The following is a 17309-nucleotide window of genomic DNA, read 5'->3' on the forward strand; positions in this document are numbered from 1 at the left end:
AAAAGAGAATAAATGCTTTCTATTTTAATTCCGGTTTATAATTACAATGTGTTTTCGCTTGTAGAAGAACTTGCTGAACAATGCCGTTTTATTGGAATTAACTTTGAAATTCTGTGTCAGGATGATGCTTCAAATTCTGTACTGAATAAAGAAAATGAAAAAATAAATACTCTACAGAACTGTTCTTTTGTTTCTTTAGAAAAAAACATTGGGTTAAGTTCTAACAGAAATCTTTTAGCATCAAAAGCACAATACCAAAATCTTCTTTTTATTGATGGCGATTCTATCGTAATCAACCCCAATTACATACAAAATTATTTAGAAAATATACAGGATTTTGACATCGTATATGGCGGCCGAATTCATCCTGAAAATGTTTATTCAGACAAACAAAAATTACGCTGGAAATACGGGCGTTTAATTGAAGACAAAACGGTTTCTCAAAGAAATACCGCTTTGTATAAAACTCTGATGTTCAATAACACATTAATTAAAAAGGATTGTTTTAGCAGTATAAAATTTGATTCTAGTTTAATTAAATACGGACATGAAGATACACTTTTTGCTTATCAGGTAAGTCAGTCTGATTTTAAGGTAAAACATATTGAAAATGCGATTCAGCATGGCGATATTGACGAAAACCTTATTTATATATCTAAAGTAAAAAACAGCTTAGAAAACCTGCTTATTCTTGATCGCAAAAAACAAATTGATTCTGATTTTTTAAAAATACTGAAGGTATACCATTTACTGAAACGTTTTAAACTACGTTATCCGGCAGAGTTATTCTTCAAGACATTTAATGCCCTAGTTTTAAAACAGCTAAACTCTAAAAGCCCTTCTTTAAGGCTGCTTAATATTTACAAATTAACGTATTTGTGCAGTATAAAAACAAATTAGAAATTCTCTAATAAAGTTTTCCATTGTTTCATGACAGGATCAAGCTGATATTCTTTCATTTTTTCTTTTGATGCCGAGCCAAATTTTATTCTCAATTCTTCGTTTTCAATTAAAAAAGAAAGTTTTTCAGCAAATAAATCTAAATTTCCATCCGGGATTAAAAAGCCATTTTCATTATCTGTAAGGATAGATCTCGGCCCCGAAGGACAATCATAAGAAACACTTGGTAAACCTAAAGACATTGCTTCTATCAAAACCATTGGAAATGCTTCAAATCGCGAAGTCATAACTAAAATAGAAGATTCAAGATATTTCTCTTCTATATTTTTTACAAAACTAAAAATATTTATTGTGGAAGTTAATCCTAAATCAATGACAATATTGTTTAAAGAATCGACTTCATCTGTATAAATATCTAAAGTCCATTCTGGATGTTTTTGGGTTACTTTTTCCCAGATTAACAATATTCTGTCTAAACCTTTTTCATACGAATTTCTTGCAACAGCAATAACCCGTTTGTTTTTTAAAACTGCAGTATTTTCGGTTTTAATCCAGGTCGGATTCGGAATTATTACGGCGTTATTAATATGCCAATTTTTTAGATTTTCGGGAGATAAAGCCACTACTTTAGTATATTTTCTGGCACCAAAATCTTTGAATCGATATTTTAATTTTGAAAAGATATTTGGTTTTAATGATTGTCCTTCAATAAATTTAGAAGAATGAATCTCCAAAACAATTGGATTTTTCTCTTTAACAATCATTGGTAAAATAAAAGCTTTCAAACCATTATCAGCAACAAGAATTACATCTGGTTTTATCGCTGCAATTTTTTGATTTAACTGCTTTTTATAGGAATTTAGAAAATGAAAAGCATTTCCTTCCAAAATCATATTATGAAAGACAATCTTAGAACTGAAATCGTAAAAAGGTAAATTATCTTTTTCATTTTGTGACAGAATATGAACTTCGTAACCAAAGTGTTCAATAAAATAATTGGCTTTAATGGACAAAACTCTGGCAACTCCTCCCGCATTTTTTATGTTGGGAACAATGTAAAGCAGTTTCATTTTTTAGAATTCAAGAAAGTTTCATAATCCCGAATATAATCAGTCTCTTCAAAAACATCTGAAGCCAAAACCAGACAAACCGCGCCCGAAGAAAAGTTTTCTAACTCTCTCCAAATTCCTTTCGGGAGATACAATCCAACATTGGGTTTGTTGAGTAAATAGCTCTTTTTGTCTTTTCCGTCATTTACCGTTACTTCAAAACTTCCGCTTAAAGCGATCAAAACTTCATGCTGTTCAATATGCGAATGTCCGCCGCGAAAAGCACTGCTTGGAACATCAAAAAGATAATAAACACGCTTGAATTCAAAAGGCAGAACTCCGTTTTGAATAAAAGCCAAATTTCCGCTCAAGTCTTCGACAACCGGAATTTTAAGTAATGAAATATCTTGAATTGTTGTCATATTTTTAGTGTTCCTCAAGCAAATTTAACCATTGCTGACCAATTTTTTCTAATAAAAAAGGTTCAATACTTTTTAATGCATTTTTTTTACAATGCTGATATAAACTTTCATCAGCAGTAAATAAATTCATTGTTTCTGTTAGTTTGTCCCAATTTTGATTCTCAACTATAATACCATTTTCAAAAGAAGTAATCATATCTCTTGGCCCGAAATCACAATCAAAAGATACAACTGGAGTTTCGCAGGCTAAAGATTCTAAAATTACATTTGGAAAACCTTCATTTTTACTGCATAAAACTAAAAATTTAGCTTTGTGTACATATTTAAACGGATTATTTTGGTAACCCAAAAGATGAACAAAATGAGAAATATTATTTGCCGCAATTACATTTTCGAGTTTTGTTTCGTCACCATTTCCAATAATTACCAAATGAATCTGTTTTTGAGACAGATTAGATTTGCTGTAACTTAAAATCAGTTTATCAAATTGCTTAATTTCATTTTCATATTGGCCAATTGCAATTATAAAATCAAATTCCAACTCTATTTTTTCATCTTGTTTTTCCTTAATTTCTTTAAGATTCACCGGATTATGAATTGTAATTACATTTTGCAGTTTATGTGTACTTTCAATCAGCGTTTTCATTTCATCTGTAATTGCCACATTAGCATAACAATGATTGTACATTAATCGTGTCAGCCATGATTTTTTTGGCATATAATGATCGATTAAAAAACTGTGAACCGTAAAAATAGTTTTGGTATTGTATATAAATCGGGCTAAAATAAGTTCCTGTAATATTTTGGTACGAAAGCGGAAATCAATAATAAAATCAAATTTATTTTGGTGTAAATAATCACTTAAAGCCTTTAACCTTTTGACTTTATTAAAAAATCCGTTGCTTTTGTTTTTCAGCAATCCTAAGTTCACCAATTTCCCCGAATAAGGAAAACTAACTTCATCCAAAACAATAAGTATATCAACTTCAAATCCTTGGTTTTCAAAAAAAACAGACAAATTAGCCATTACTTTATCGCTTCCGCCTCCGCTTAAACGATAACCAATAAGAGCAATTTTCTTTTTTTTGTGAGATGATATCATTCTTGATTTCTTATTTTCGTATCAAATATATAACTCTAAAAACAATATGCAAGATAAATCAATAGTGAGCATTATATGCCTGTGCTATAACCATGAAAAATTTGTTTTGCAGAGTTTATTATCTGCTCTCAATCAGGATTATCCTTTTATTGAATTGATAATTGTTGATGATTTTAGTACTGATAATTCACGAGAAGTTATAAAAAACTGGATTGCAGATTATCCTGAAATTCAATTTATTGAAAATGAAACTAATTTAGGAAGTACAAAATCTTTTAATAAAGCCCTAAAACTTGCCAAAGGCGAATATATTATAGATCTGGCTTGTGATGATATTTTATTGCCAGATTGTGTTTCATTACAATTAAAAGCTTTCGAAAAAAACAGGTTTGAAAATCTTGGGATTGTTTACGGAAATGCTGAACTAATCAATGAAAAAGGCGATTCTTATTTTTATTTTTTCCCTGTTGATGAATCCAAAAAAACAATCGAAAAAAGAGAAACCGGAGACATTTATTTGAGTGTACTTTCGGGTGGAAATAGTATTTGCTCTGTTTCATCAATGGTTAAAAAATCGGTTTTTGATGATTTGCAGGGTTATGATGAAAATCTGGCTTATGAGGATTTAGATTTATGGATTCGTGCTTCACGTAAATATGATTTTGATTATATCGATGAAATTTTAATTAAAAAACGAATTACAACAACATCTTTAGGAACTCATTTTCATATCAAAAATGATTCAAGATCCAGGAAAATAAATTACTCTACTTATTTGATTATCAAGAAAGCGATTCAATTAAACAGAACAAAACAAGAGCATAAAGCCATTTTAAAACGAATCCATTTTGAAATGTTTTTGAACTTTAAAACCTCTAATTATAAGCTGCTGTTCAAATATATTGCTCTTGAAATAAAACAGCGGTTTCGTATTTTATTTAAGTGATAAAGCGATGTCTGGAATAGAACGCGGATTTTACGGATTCGCTAAAGCGAAGACGCGGATTAACACTGATTTTTTTTTATTAGTCAATTTAAAAACTTAGATAAAAAATCCGTGTCAATCCGCGTCTTTACGAAGTAAATCCGTAAAATCCGCGTACTTAAACACACATTTTTAAATTGTCAAAAAATCATCTAATTGTTGTTTTTCTCCGCTCCAATCGCGTGATATATTACTTCGGATTAATTTAGCGGGAACGCCCCCAATTAAGATATTTTCGCCAAGCGAAGTATAATCTTTTGTGCATAAACTATTTGATGCAACGGTGCAGAAATTTGGTGTTTGAGTTCCTTTTAAAATAGAAACCCTGTTGCTCATAAAATTATAATTTCCAATAGTAATTGGAGCTGATTTTTTAAGTTTTTCTCCGGTTTGAGTATCAATTAAATCATGGAAATTGGTATCAATAATCTGCGATTCAGAGCCGAAACGGGCATATTCACCCAAAACAATTTTTTCGGTACAAATTATTTTTCCGCTGGAAGCAATAGAAGCCATATTTCCAAGTTCGCAAACCGCATTTTCTCCAACGAAAACAAAACAATCTTTGCCAAACTGGAATTTTCCTTTAAAAATTAATTTTCCTAAAATATTGATTTCAGCGATGCCTTTATGAACAGTATTCAATTCATAAGGCTGACCAAAGCCAATCATTCCTTTTTGGATTTTTCCATCTAATTGAATTTCACCATAAATAGAAGTGAATTTTACTTTTCCGTAAAAGAAAACGGGCAGTTTTTTAGCGGTTGTAAAAGGAAATTTCTTAAAGTTAAAATACAGCGTTTTGATCCAGTTTACTTTCCAGTAAAACTTTAGTGTATGATAAAATGACCTGCATTTTCTATAACTATTCTGAATCATTATTCTCTTTTTTTCGCTGAACAAATGACGTAAATATTTCGCTTAAATTCATCTTTTTATCAATATGATATAAACTAAAACCAAAAGATATTAAAATCATAGCCGATAATAAACCATATTTTAAAACCGATATTTCGATAAATCGGAGTAAAAACGAAGTGATACAAATTACAAAACAAACTAGGTAAATTTGATAGAATTCAGTTTCAAAATAAAAATTATATCTTTTTTTAGTGATGATTTTTAAGCCGATAAAATGACATAAAAAATAAAGACAGAAACTAAAACCTAAACCTTCTAATCCGTAAAAATAATATCCTAAAACATTCATTACTAAAGACAAAACATTAAAACCAACGGCTGTTTTTATAAACATTTTAGAATCGCCTTTTGCAATTAAAATAAATCCCATTGCCCAGGAAACAGCGCGAAAAAGCATTCCTAAAATTCCAACGCAAATCATCGGTAAAATAGTTTCGAATTTTAAGGTATAAAGCAGCTTAACAATAACTGGGCTGAAAGCAAGAAACAAAACAATTATAGGCGTTATAATCAAAACCGAAATAAAAGCCTGCTGTTGTACACTTATTCTAACTTTATCATTATCAGAGTTTATAGAAGCCAATTTCGGGAAATAATCGGTGCTCATAACCGTAAAAATAATTCCCACATAGGAGTTTAGCAATGTAAATCCGGCGTTATAAAATCCTACTTGTTCCAAACCTCCGGTTTTTCCAATATAAATTTGAATTAGATAAGCAGTCAAAAGCGTTAAAACACTACTTATGGTAAGCATAAAACCTAATTTTATAATCGATTTTCCTTCGGTTACAAAGACATCTTTTGTAATTTCTCCTTTCTTATTTTCTACTCTTACTTTAGTTGAATAATAAAAAGAAAAAATCAATGAAGTTACGGATGCCAGCAAAATGGTTGGAATTATGGCATCGATCTTAAAATAAATATAGAGCGGAATTGAAAATAATAATCCGAATAAATTTCCATAAAAATTGGCTTTCGCCAAAAACTTCAAATGTCTTAAACCTTGCAAAACAGCCAATTGTCCAGAAGATAATTGTTTGAATAAAATAGTAAGAGAAAGAAATATAAACGAATATGTTTGGCTTGAATCGCCAAAAGTCAGAATACTTAAAGCTTTTGAGAAAATTATAGTCAATAGCATTCCTAATATTCCGGTAAAAAAAACAATTCTTTTTACAATCCGAATTGTTATTGAAACCATCCGAATATCGTCTTTATTGAAATTTTCTGAAATACTTTTGACTGCGCTGGTTTCAATTCCAAGACCCGAAACACTGCTTAAAACACTCAAAGTCGAATTTAGTAAAGCTATAATTCCCATTCCGGCCGGACCTATAAAAACGGCTATTAATTTGGTACGGATTATTGAAATTAAAATCGAAAAAAACTGAACGCCTCCAAAAAGTGAAGTTGTTTTTAAAATCTGCTGATATGATTTTTTGCTATCAGTCACGAATTAATACTGATTTAGAATTTCGATAATGTAATCTACTTCCGTTTCTGTCAAAACAGGACTCATTGGTAAACTTAAAACTTCATTGTGAATCTTTTCCGTAATAGGAAATGATAGGTTATTCCAGTCTTTAAATGCCTTTTGTTTATGCGGAGGAACCGGATAATGAATTACGGTTTGGATATTATTTTTGGTCAAATACTGCTGTAAATGCTCTCTGTTTTTAGTTCTTATAACAAACAAATGAAAAACATGATTGTTTGAAAAATCCCAAAATGGCAATTCAATTTTATCATTTTTAATTCCTGCTAAATAACGTTTTGCAACTGTTCTTCGCTTTTCATTATCAGCATCTAAATTGGGTAGTTTTTCGTTTAAAAATGCAGCTTGCAATTCATCTAATCTTGAATTTACGCCAATATATTCATTATAATATTTTTGCTCAGATCCATAATTTCGAAGCGAAAACAACACTTTTGCCAATTCAGGATCGTTCGTAGTAATTGCGCCGCCGTCGCCAAGACAACCGAGGTTTTTTCCGGGATAAAAACTATAAGCGATTGCAGATTTTAGATTGTAGATTTTAGATTTTAGATTTCTTTCTGCTCCGTGTGATTGTGCTGCATCTTCTACAACAATAAGATTATGTTCTTCTGCAATCTCGTTTATTTTATCCATTTCGGCTAATTGTCCGTAAAGATGAACGGCTAAAATGGCTTTTGTTTTTGATGTGATTTTTTCGAAAATTAAATCCGGATTGATGTTGTAGGTTTCTAATTTTGGTTCAACTAAAACCGGAACTAAATCTGCTTGTAAAATGGCTAAAATACTGGCAATATATGTATTTGCGGGAACAATAACTTCATCGCCTTTTTTGAGTTTTCCCAGTTCAATATAACCTTTAAAAATCAAAACTAAAGCATCAAAACCATTCCCTACTCCAATGCAATATTTGGTTTGGCAATATTCGGCATAAGCTTTTTCGAAGGTTTCAGTTTCTTTTCCTAAAATGTACCAGCCATTGTCTAAAACCAATTTCAGTTTCTCCTGAAAAGCGGTTTCATAAGGTTCATTAATTTTTTTTAGATCTAGAAACGGTATCATTTTATATCCAATTTATAAAAATCCTGATTGTAAACTGCACAGCCTAATTCTTCTTTCTGCTTTAAAAGACCAGAATGATAACCGGATTCATTTTGTTCATTTACAATTCCCATATCAAAAAAGTGTTTTCCTTTTCGTTTATATCGGTGAATCAAATTAATGAATAAAAAATCTAACGCCCGTGTTTCTTCTCCTTTTTTAGAAGTGGCGCCATATTGTGATTTTACTACATTTTGGGTTTCAAAAATGGTTATTCCGGCAATAATTTCATCATTTTGATAAACTGAAAATTGTTTGATGTTTTTTGGGAATCGCTCTTTTAAAAGCGCTATTTCTTCTTTTGAATGAACGGGTTTTTCATTAAACTTTTCTAATAATCTCGGTTCTAAAACTTCATTCCAAAACGGTTTAAAATCTTCTTCTTCAATAATATCCAAATCTAGATTTTCAATTCTTCTAAAATGTTTTAATTTACTTTTTGAAATTTTTAGAGGAGAATTTAAATTGGCTGCCAAATTCATTTCTTTTCGTTCTAAAACCGCTCCTCTTTTAAATAAAAAAAAGTCAAGTTCCTGATTTCCTTCGGGAAAATAAAAAATCGGAATGGGTTTGTAATAGAACGTTTTTATGGCGTTTTCTTTCAAAAATAATAAAACCGAATCCAGAATTGATTCCGTTTTTTCGGCATTTAATTTAGACGAAAAAACCAATCCTCCATAAGTAAGTCCCTGATGCGAATAAATGGAGTTTTCTTTTTTATTGGCTGGCAGAATGGCTCGTAGTTTTTCTTCTTCAAAAATTAAAAGGGAAAAATCTTCAAACCGATCTTTATGATATTCCATAAAATCACGATGAAATAAAAACGTTGCATTTTTGGCCTGAACAATAAAGTCATTCCATAATTTGTAATCGTTTTGATCGTATTTTTTTACGGTGTATATCGTCATCTTTTGGTTTGTTCTTTTTGCCACGAATTTCACTAATTTGCACTAATTTTTCCATTGCTGATTGTAAAATTTGTAATGCTTAATTACTACATTCAACCAATTAATTCGTGGAAATTAGTGAAATTCGTGGCAAACAAAAAATCTTTATTTATGTTCAAAAGCCGGCAGATACCATTTGTATTTTACCGCTAATAAACGAACTGAAATTATTACAACAGAAGTCACAAGGTACAAAACATCATCTTCTAAATTTAATTTCTTAAGCCCAAAGAATACGATACCGCCAAAAATACAGATTGTTGCATAGATTTCTCTTCTAAAAATTGTTGGAATTTCGGTACACAAAATATCCCGAATTACACCGCCAAAACAAGCTGTCATAGTTCCTAATGCCACACAAATTACTGGATGAAGACCCGTTAAAATTCCTCTCTCAAGGCCAATTAAAGTAAAAACTCCCAGACCAATGGTATCAAACAAAAACAGGGAAGTTCTTAGTTTGTCAAACTTTTTTCTGAAAATAATGGCCAGAAAAAAACCTAAAATAATAACATAAACATATTGAAGATTCATCATCCAGCCCACTGGAGTTCTTCCAATTAAAACATCACGAAGTGTTCCGCCGCCAACAGCCGTAACAAAAGCAATAATAAAAACCCCAAACGGATCGAGTCTTTTATGCATCGCAGTTAATGCTCCTGACATTGCAAATGCCATCGTGCCAATAATATCTAATAAGTGAAACATGCTTTAAGGTGCAAAAAATTTAAAGGTGCAGAGATACAAAGATTAAATTAATTGCAACTCCTCAATTTGTTATTTTTTTGTGTAAATAGGGCTTCTTTTCAATAAATAGGTAATCGAATCCATCCAGCTGTCTTTTATTGCTAAAAATGGTTTACGAGTCTGCGAATATATTTTTGAAGCATTTTTATACATGTCAAAATAAACCGTGTAATAGTAATAAACCTGTGTGCTTGCCGTTGTTGTCGAAACTTCATTCGCCTTAACCTTCTTGTTATTGTCGCTTACTTTTGCATCTCCGCTGCTGTAAGTTGTGGCAGTTGTTCCTGAATTCATAGTGTACGAAACTTTTGCTGCCACAATATTATCAACTCCAAGAATTTTTTCCAAATCTTCAATTGGTGTTTCATCAATATTATTATGATCAATTCCCGCTTTATGCAGTAAACTATTTGTAGTTCTTAAATCCTGAACCGTCAACGGAAAAATATTCGATGATTTATCAAGCAGTTTATTGTAAAGATCATTCTGGGCAAATTTTGCCATGTCTTCGGAACTTTCCTGTGTATCTGAATTTAAATACGGAACCGGAAGTACGGCAATAGTATTAGGCTTTGTTTCTGCAGCAGCAATAACCGATGAATTTGAAGATGCATTATTTCCCTGACTTACATCAAAAGTCTGCGAGCGTCCGCTTGCAAAATCGATTCTGGCTATTTGCGAAATATCGAGAGAAATGACCAGCGTTTCTCCGGGTAAAGAATATTCAACTGTTTTATCAGATATTTTGCTGATTGTACCTTCAATAATCTGATAATCCCTTTTAATAATTTTATCTAATTTTTTTCCGCCTTGAGCAAAACCAAAAAAAGATACAAAAAACAGTAATAATACGGCAGTTAATTTTTTAATCATCATATCATTTAGAATTTAATTTATAATCCGGATTTTCCACGTCTGATAAATTTATAAAATTTAAACGGATAATTAACACTAAGAAAAACAATGAATTAACTCTTGCCCATTCATTACATATGCTGCGTATAGAAATTGTAATCTTTTAAAATTACCCTGATAAAATCGTTATTATTACCTGATTGATTTTTGATTCCGGTTACACCTTCAATTTTGGCAACCAGTTTATAGATAATTTCGTGATCATTTTTAGCCAGCGCACTTTGGTACGTTTCTTTAATAATTCTCATATCATTATCAGATAATTTAATTACCAAAGGATAAGTCGGTACGTAAGCTTCGCCAATATCTTCCAGAATTGTATGGCTGATATTAATTTTATTTTTTAAAGTAATTACAGCTGTTCCGGCTGCCATATCTCCTAATCGCTGTGATTTTTTACTTGAAGCCACGGCAATTAAACCAATGATTCCGTTGAATAAACTAAAATCAATAATTCTAAAAAACCAACGAATTAGGTAATCACCAAAACTAGCCTGATAACCGTCTATTTTTACAACTTTAATTTTTACCAGTTTTTTTCCAAAGGACTGCCCTTCAAAAATACTTTCTAAGGTTATCGAGTAAATAATTAATGGAAAAAATAAAATTAGAAGTATTGCTCCTCTGGACCAAGTATCCAAATTTGTCATTAACCTATCAATGTCGATCCAGTAAAAAAACACCCAAATAATGAGGAATATATACGAAAGTTTAATGCCTGCATCAATGAAATAAGCACCTAATCGCTCGCCTACAGAGGCCGCGATAAAATTTATTTTAACATTTTGTGTTGTGTTAATAGATAATTCTGACATATTTTATATTTTAGCCCTCAATGAGAGAAGTTGCCTTTATAAAACAAAATAAAGAAAAATGGCTGGAATTTGAGCTAGCTATTTTCGGTAAAGCTAAGAAAAATCCTGACGAATTAGCTAATTTGTACATTCAATTAATGAATGATCTTTCCTACGCGCAAACTTATTACCCTAAAAGTAAGACAGTTATATATTTAAATCATTTAGCTTCACAGATTTATCAAAAGATTTATAAAACAAAGCGAACGGAAAAAAACAGAATTGTAGAGTTTTTTAAAATAGAAGTTCCTCTTTTGCTTTTTGAATACAAAAGATATCTTTTATATGCTTTTGTTCTCTTTTTTGCCACAGTTGCAATGGGTGTAGTTTCTGCACGCTATGATCAAAATTTTGTTCGATTGATATTAGGCGACGATTATGTCAATATGACTTTAGAAAATATCAAGAAAGGAAATCCTGTAGCTGTTTACGAATCCGGATCGAACTGGGGAAGTTTCATTGGCATTACGATGAATAATCTCTTTGTAGGAGCAAAATGCTATATGTATGGAATTTTTGCAGGAATTGGAACCTTTTTGGTAGCAATGAACAATGGTATTATGCTTGGGTCATTTCAATATTTCTTTTATGAACAAAATGTATTCTGGAAAAGTGTTCGCGGAATCTGGATTCATGGTGCAATGGAAATTTTTGGTATCGTAATTGAAACTGCTGCCGGGTTTATTTTGGGTGCTTCTATCCTGTTCCCTAAAACATATTCAAGAATTAATTCTTTTAAAATTGGTTTTAAAAACAGTTTTAAAATATTTTTAAGCACTTTCCCTTTTACCATTGGCGCAGGTTTTCTTGAAGGATTTATTACGAGATATTCTATCGATATGCCTAATTGGTTAAGCTGTTTTATTATATTATTTACTTTAGCAATAATTTCATTTTATTACTTGGTTTACCCTACTATTGTTTACAAAAAAGTGCATAAATTATCAGCCAAACCGAATTAATTAAACCAGTAATGAATAAAATTTTATTTATTTTATCTTTTTTCCTTTTCTGCAGTATTTCGAATGCGCAGGATTCTTTGGTGACGGAAGATCCTCCAAAAATTGCTGCGATAAAATACACTGAAAAAGATATTCAAATTGATTCAGACTCAATTGAAAGCAGGACTTTTTCAAAAAATTACCAGAAAAAATATACTGATCCAGATTTTGTTTACGAACATAAAGCTCCGGAAAAAGGGCTTTGGGATCGTTTTAAAGACTGGCTTGCCAGTATTTTTAGAAGCCTGTTTTCGTTTAGCACAAACGAAGCCTCTTTGAACTTTGTGGGTATATTGATCAGGATTATTTTGACTTTAGGAGTTATTTTAATGATTTATTTAATCGTTAAAGCAATTATTAATAAAGAAGGACAATGGATTTTTGGCAAAAATTCTAATAAAAGAACTGTTTATTATTCTGATATCGAGAAAAACATTCATCTTCTTGATTTCGAAAAACTGATAAAAGAAAGTCTCGAATCGGGTGAAAAACGTGCAGCAATTCGATACTATTATTTGTGGCTTTTAAAAATAATGGCTCAGAATAATTATATCGAATGGGATATCGAAAAAACAAATTCAGATTATTTATACGAGCTTCAAAGACCTGCTCATAGAGAAGAGTTTACATACTTATCCTATCTGTACAATTATATTTGGTATGGCGAATTTGAAATTGATGAAAACACTTTCAACAAGGCACAAAGTAGATTTAAGAATGCAATAAAAACCTTTAGTTAATGAATAAAAGTATCAAAATATACATTTCTGTTCTGGTTTTTATTTTCATCTTAATTCTGATTTCAGATTACGACAAACCAAAACCAATTGATTGGCGTCCAACTTATTCTGTCAATGACAAAATCCCTTTTGGGTTATATGTTTTTGATAAAGAAATTGGCGGTATTTTAAAAAAGCAAAAAATCCAGAGAATTTCAGCTGTAACGCCTTATGAATTTTTAGATTCAAAATACGATGAAGATTCATTGGTTGAAACTTATTCTGTAAAAGGGACTTTTGTTAATATTTCTGTACAGAATAATATTGACGATCAGTCGATGAAAGAAATTATGTATTTCGTTTCACACGGAAATAATGCCTTTTTAAGTATGGCAAATTTTCCAAAGCCTTTATTAGATAGTTTGAAGTTTGAGTATACTTCAAATTTCCGTCCAACAGATAGTTCATTAGTCTGGATGGCTAATAAAAAACTGAGTCGAAAAGCATACAAATCAACAGGTGATATTGCTGATTATTTCTCTAAGATTGATACACTAAACACAATTGTTTTAGGTTATCAGGGAAATCCAAAAAAGAAGAAAAACATCAATTTTATACAAATTCCGTATAAAAATGGAAATTTCTTTCTGCACATGCATCCTGTTGCTTTTACAAATTATAATCTGCTCAAAAAAGATCGTTATCAATACGCCGAAAATGTGCTTTCTTATATTCCAAAAGGAGATGTTTTTTGGTACACAAAATTGCAGACAGATGAAAACATTTCCGGGTCACCGCTTCGATATATACTAAGTCAGCCGGCCTTAGCATGGGCTTGGTATTTATTCCTTATTGGGATGCTGATATTTATGATATTTAATGCCAAAAGAAAACAGCGAATTGTTCCTATTTTACAGCCGCTCTCTAATTTGACAATTGATTTTACCAAAACAATTGGTAATTTATATTATCAGGAAGGCGATCACAAGAATATAATTGATAAAAAAATTATTTATTTCTTAGAAAGGATCAGAACTGAATATTTAATCGACACCACAAAACTAGATGACGAGTTTGTTAAAAAAATGCATCATAAAACAGGTAAAGATGAAAAAGATATTCAGGAACTGGTATTTTTAATTAACGAACACCGAAATAGTTATCATGACAGTATTGAACAGGATTTAATCCGAATTAATAATGCAATCGAAAAAATCATACATTAAAAATATTTGTCAAGATTTAAAATTAAAGAGTTAGCAAAAATCTTTTTTAATCCTAATAATCTTTGGCAAAAAAATAAAATAAAACGAATTAAAAAACACACCAAACATGGACGATATTAATACACCAGAAACAGAAATCACAAATGAAAATGTGAATTTTGAAACCAGAATAAATTTAGCACCGCTTTTAGATCACGTAAATGCAATTAAAAAAGAAATTGAAACCGTAATTGTGGGACAGCATAAAATGGTTGACCAGCTTTTGGTTGCTATTTTATCAAACGGTCACGTTTTATTAGAAGGTGTTCCTGGAGTTGCAAAAACGATTACAGCAAAATTATTGGCAAAAACATTAAATATTGGCTTTAGCCGAATTCAGTTTACTCCGGATTTAATGCCATCGGATATTTTAGGAACTTCTATTTTCAATTTAAAAAGTTCAGAATTTGAATTCAAAAAAGGGCCAATCTTCTCTAATTTAATTTTAATTGACGAGATCAACCGTGCGCCGGCAAAAACTCAGGCCGCTCTTTTTGAAGTTATGGAAGAACGCCAAATTACAATTGACGGTTCCGGATATAAATTAGAAACTCCGTTTTTGGTAATTGCAACGCAAAACCCAATTGAACAGGAAGGAACTTACCGTTTGCCAGAAGCGCAATTAGACCGTTTCTTGTTCAAAATCACTATCGATTATCCAAAATTAAACGAAGAAATCCTGATTATTCAAAGAGAACATTTATTGCAGGATCACGGGAAATTAGAAGCTATTCAAACGCTTCTTTCTTCTGCAGAAATTAATCAATATCAGGCTTTAGTTAAACAAATTAGAGTAGAACAAAATCTATTAGAATATATCGCAAGAATCGTAGTAAACACGCGTGAAAATGCCTTTTTATATTTAGGAGCTTCGCCTCGTGCATCGATTGCTATTTTGAATGCTTCAAAAGGTTTCGCTGCTATTCGCGGACGTGATTTTGTTACTCCGGAAGATATTAAAGAAGCTGCGATTCCTGTTTTACAGCACCGTGTTATCGTTGCTCCAGAACGTGAAATGGAAGGAATTACAAGTTCTGAAATTATCAAACAAATTATCGAAACAGTAGAGATTCCTAGATAATAAAAAAAGTTATCAGTTACGAGTTTTAGGTTATGAGTTAACCTGAAACTTGAAACTTTAAACCTGAAACTATAAAAAAAGTGAAATTCATAAAAAGTCTATATCTCAATAATTTCTTCTTCTATGTGCTTTTGGGCATTATAGCATTATTTGCCTGCGCTTTTATTTTTCCGAATTTGTACAATGCAGTTTGGTTTATTGTTTTGGTTTTGATCACTTTTGTAGGTTTGGATATTTTAATATTGTATCTGGCCAAAACAGGAATTGAAGCCAAGAGAATTACACCGGAAAAGCTTTCAAACGGAGATTTAAATCCAATAAACATTCAAATCAAAAATCATTATACCTTTCCAATTTTGGTCAGGATAATTGATGAAATTCCGTTTCAATTTCAGGTTCGTAATTTTAAAATTGCAAAAAGAATAAAAGCATCAGAAGAAAAAGAAATCGGATACGATCTTCGTCCAACAGAACGCGGAGAATATCATTTTGGTTATTTAAATATTTATGTTTCTTCGCCTTTACGATTAATTTCAAGAAGATTTTCATTTGCAAAAAATCAAATGGTGCCGACTTATCCGTCTTATATTCAATTGAGAAAATACGATTTAATAGCATTTTCGAATAATTTATATCAATACGGAATCAAGAAAATCCGCCGAATTGGTCATACCATGGAATTTGAACAGATTAAAGAATACGTTCAGGGTGATGATCTTAGAACTATAAACTGGAAAGCCACAGCAAAGAAAAATGCGTTGATGGTGAATCAGTTTCAGGACGAAAAATCACAGTCTGTTTATTTAGCAATTGACAAAGGGCGCGTTATGCAAATGCCGTTTGATGGTTTAAGTTTACTGGATTATGCGATAAATTCAACGTTAGTTTTATCAAATGTAATTTTGAAAAAACAGGATAAAGCAGGAATTTTTGCTTTTTCTAAAAAAGTAGAAAACAGAGTTTTTGCAGAAAGAAGAGGTTCGCAAATGCAAAAAATCCTTGAAACTTTATACAACATCAAAACCGACTTTTTTGAAAGCGATTACAGCCGATTATATGTTGATATCAAGAAAAATATCAACCAAAGAAGTTTAATTATTCTGTACACGAATTTTGAAACAATGGATGGTTTACATCGTCAGCTACCCTATTTAAAAGGAATTGCAAAAAGTCATTTATTGGTTGTTGTCTTTTTTCAGAATACGGAACTAAACGCTATCATCAATAAAAAAACTGATACGATTCAGGAAGTTTACGATAAAGTAATTGCCGAAAAATTCATGTTTGAAAAACGTCTTATTGCAAACGAATTAAAGAAATACGGAATCCACTCGGTTTTAACGCAGCCTGAGAATTTAACTTTAGATGCTATTAATAAGTATTTGGAGATTAAAGCGAGAGGGATTTTGTAGAAATTGTGAAATGTAGTTTATAAAAAGTAAGATGATTACAGAAAAACATTGATTTATGAATGAGCTCGAATCTCACGTTTTCACTTACATTGTTCAATTTCGCGGAGGAACATATTGCACTCAGGTTACATCTGAAAACATAGAAAATTCAGTTTTCAAATGGCTAGAAAAAATAAGAGAAGAAAAAAACGAAATACAATATTTAGGAAATAAAACACTTGAAAATTTAGAATTTCAAATACTTAATCAAATGGATTCCCCAACTAAACTTAATAGATTAAACAACGTTTGGTTTCTACAATTTAGTTCTAAATCAGGTTCTTTTTTTATAAATATTATAAAGACTTCTAATACTTAAAAAGCATTATTAAAATTTAAGCTTTAGAAATAGAA

At 31.0% G+C, this 17309-nt stretch carries 18 protein-coding genes; 8 read left to right on the forward strand and 10 right to left on the reverse strand.

The genetic code is table 11. The features are described 5' to 3' along the window. Window positions 1-12: 12 nt before the first annotated feature. Window positions 13-900, forward strand: a complete 888-nt coding sequence (locus tag J2Y38_RS09485) for a glycosyltransferase (RefSeq protein WP_309841622.1) — start codon at window positions 13-15, stop codon at window positions 898-900. On the opposite strand, the gene J2Y38_RS09490 is transcribed toward J2Y38_RS09485, so the two are convergent. From J2Y38_RS09490 to J2Y38_RS09500, 3 genes are read right to left on the reverse strand one after another with little or no spacing between them, the layout of a single operon-like run. Next, entirely contained in the window at window positions 897-1970 is a 1074-nt protein-coding gene (locus tag J2Y38_RS09490) for a glycosyltransferase family 4 protein (RefSeq protein WP_309841623.1), read from the reverse strand. The genes J2Y38_RS09485 and J2Y38_RS09490 overlap by 4 nt on opposite strands. Beyond that, window positions 1967-2371 carry an FdtA/QdtA family cupin domain-containing protein gene (locus J2Y38_RS09495; RefSeq protein WP_309841626.1) on the reverse strand — a complete coding sequence of 135 codons (405 nt, stop codon included), beginning with the start codon at window positions 2369-2371 and terminating at the stop codon, window positions 1967-1969. The genes J2Y38_RS09490 and J2Y38_RS09495 overlap by 4 nt, the downstream gene beginning before the upstream one ends. A gap of 4 nt (window positions 2372-2375) precedes the next feature. Further along, on the reverse strand, window positions 2376-3473 hold the full coding sequence (locus J2Y38_RS09500) for a glycosyltransferase (protein ID WP_309841628.1): 1098 nt from the start codon (window positions 3471-3473) through the stop codon (window positions 2376-2378). A gap of 46 nt (window positions 3474-3519) precedes the next feature. Between J2Y38_RS09500 and J2Y38_RS09505 the strand changes: the two genes are divergently transcribed. Continuing rightward, window positions 3520-4419 carry a glycosyltransferase gene (locus J2Y38_RS09505; RefSeq protein ID WP_309841631.1) on the forward strand — a complete coding sequence of 300 codons (900 nt, stop codon included), beginning with the start codon at window positions 3520-3522 and terminating at the stop codon, window positions 4417-4419. A gap of 171 nt (window positions 4420-4590) precedes the next feature. On the opposite strand, the gene J2Y38_RS09510 is transcribed toward J2Y38_RS09505, so the two are convergent. From J2Y38_RS09510 to J2Y38_RS09540, 7 genes are all read right to left on the reverse strand, one after another. Next, entirely contained in the window at window positions 4591-5337 is a 747-nt protein-coding gene (locus J2Y38_RS09510; protein ID WP_309841633.1) for a transferase, read from the reverse strand. After that, a complete protein-coding gene (locus tag J2Y38_RS09515; RefSeq protein ID WP_309841635.1) occupies window positions 5324-6832 on the reverse strand; it encodes an oligosaccharide flippase family protein in 1509 nt (502 codons plus the stop codon). The genes J2Y38_RS09510 and J2Y38_RS09515 overlap by 14 nt, the downstream gene beginning before the upstream one ends. Before the next feature lie 3 nt (window positions 6833-6835). After that, entirely contained in the window at window positions 6836-7936 is a 1101-nt protein-coding gene (locus tag J2Y38_RS09520) for a DegT/DnrJ/EryC1/StrS family aminotransferase (protein WP_309841637.1), read from the reverse strand. Continuing rightward, the gene (locus J2Y38_RS09525) at window positions 7933-8883 is read right to left on the reverse strand and encodes a FemAB family protein (protein WP_309841640.1); all 951 of its coding nucleotides are present in this window, start codon (window positions 8881-8883) and stop codon (window positions 7933-7935) included. Before J2Y38_RS09525 ends, J2Y38_RS09520 begins: the two co-directional genes overlap by 4 nt. A 144-nt stretch (window positions 8884-9027) precedes the next feature. Then, window positions 9028-9630: a trimeric intracellular cation channel family protein gene (locus tag J2Y38_RS09530; protein WP_053471006.1), complete on the reverse strand. Its 603-nt coding sequence runs from the start codon at window positions 9628-9630 to the stop codon at window positions 9028-9030. Between the two features lie 69 nt (window positions 9631-9699). After that, the gene (locus tag J2Y38_RS09535; protein WP_309841643.1) at window positions 9700-10545 is read right to left on the reverse strand and encodes a hypothetical protein; all 846 of its coding nucleotides are present in this window, start codon (window positions 10543-10545) and stop codon (window positions 9700-9702) included. A gap of 110 nt (window positions 10546-10655) precedes the next feature. Further along, window positions 10656-11399, reverse strand: a complete 744-nt coding sequence (locus J2Y38_RS09540; RefSeq protein WP_309841645.1) for an RDD family protein — start codon at window positions 11397-11399, stop codon at window positions 10656-10658. Window positions 11400-11419: 20 nt separating this feature from the next. Here J2Y38_RS09540 and J2Y38_RS09545 point away from each other — a divergent pair, with 20 nt between their 5' ends. The 6 genes from J2Y38_RS09545 (at window position 11420) to J2Y38_RS09570 (ending at window position 17274) form a co-directional block, all read left to right on the forward strand. Next, window positions 11420-12400 carry a stage II sporulation protein M gene (locus J2Y38_RS09545; RefSeq protein WP_309841648.1) on the forward strand — a complete coding sequence of 327 codons (981 nt, stop codon included), beginning with the start codon at window positions 11420-11422 and terminating at the stop codon, window positions 12398-12400. 11 nt (window positions 12401-12411) lie between these two features. Then, window positions 12412-13179: a DUF4129 domain-containing protein gene (locus tag J2Y38_RS09550; RefSeq protein WP_309841650.1), complete on the forward strand. Its 768-nt coding sequence runs from the start codon at window positions 12412-12414 to the stop codon at window positions 13177-13179. Next, window positions 13179-14384, forward strand: coding sequence for a DUF4350 domain-containing protein (locus tag J2Y38_RS09555; RefSeq protein ID WP_309841651.1), 1206 nt, complete (start codon window positions 13179-13181; stop codon window positions 14382-14384). The genes J2Y38_RS09550 and J2Y38_RS09555 overlap by 1 nt, the downstream gene beginning before the upstream one ends. A gap of 106 nt (window positions 14385-14490) precedes the next feature. Then, window positions 14491-15504 (forward strand): MoxR family ATPase, encoded by a 1014-nt coding sequence (locus J2Y38_RS09560; RefSeq protein WP_073482939.1) that lies wholly within the window; start codon window positions 14491-14493, stop codon window positions 15502-15504. 80 nt (window positions 15505-15584) lie between these two features. Continuing rightward, the gene (locus tag J2Y38_RS09565) at window positions 15585-16916 is read left to right on the forward strand and encodes a DUF58 domain-containing protein (RefSeq protein WP_309841653.1); all 1332 of its coding nucleotides are present in this window, start codon (window positions 15585-15587) and stop codon (window positions 16914-16916) included. Window positions 16917-16971: 55 nt separating this feature from the next. After that, window positions 16972-17274: a hypothetical protein gene (locus J2Y38_RS09570; protein WP_309841656.1), complete on the forward strand. Its 303-nt coding sequence runs from the start codon at window positions 16972-16974 to the stop codon at window positions 17272-17274. Window positions 17275-17309: the final 35 nt, after the last annotated feature.

The organism is Flavobacterium sp. 2755, from assembly GCF_031455715.1.
Lineage (GTDB): Bacteria > Bacteroidota > Bacteroidia > Flavobacteriales > Flavobacteriaceae > Flavobacterium.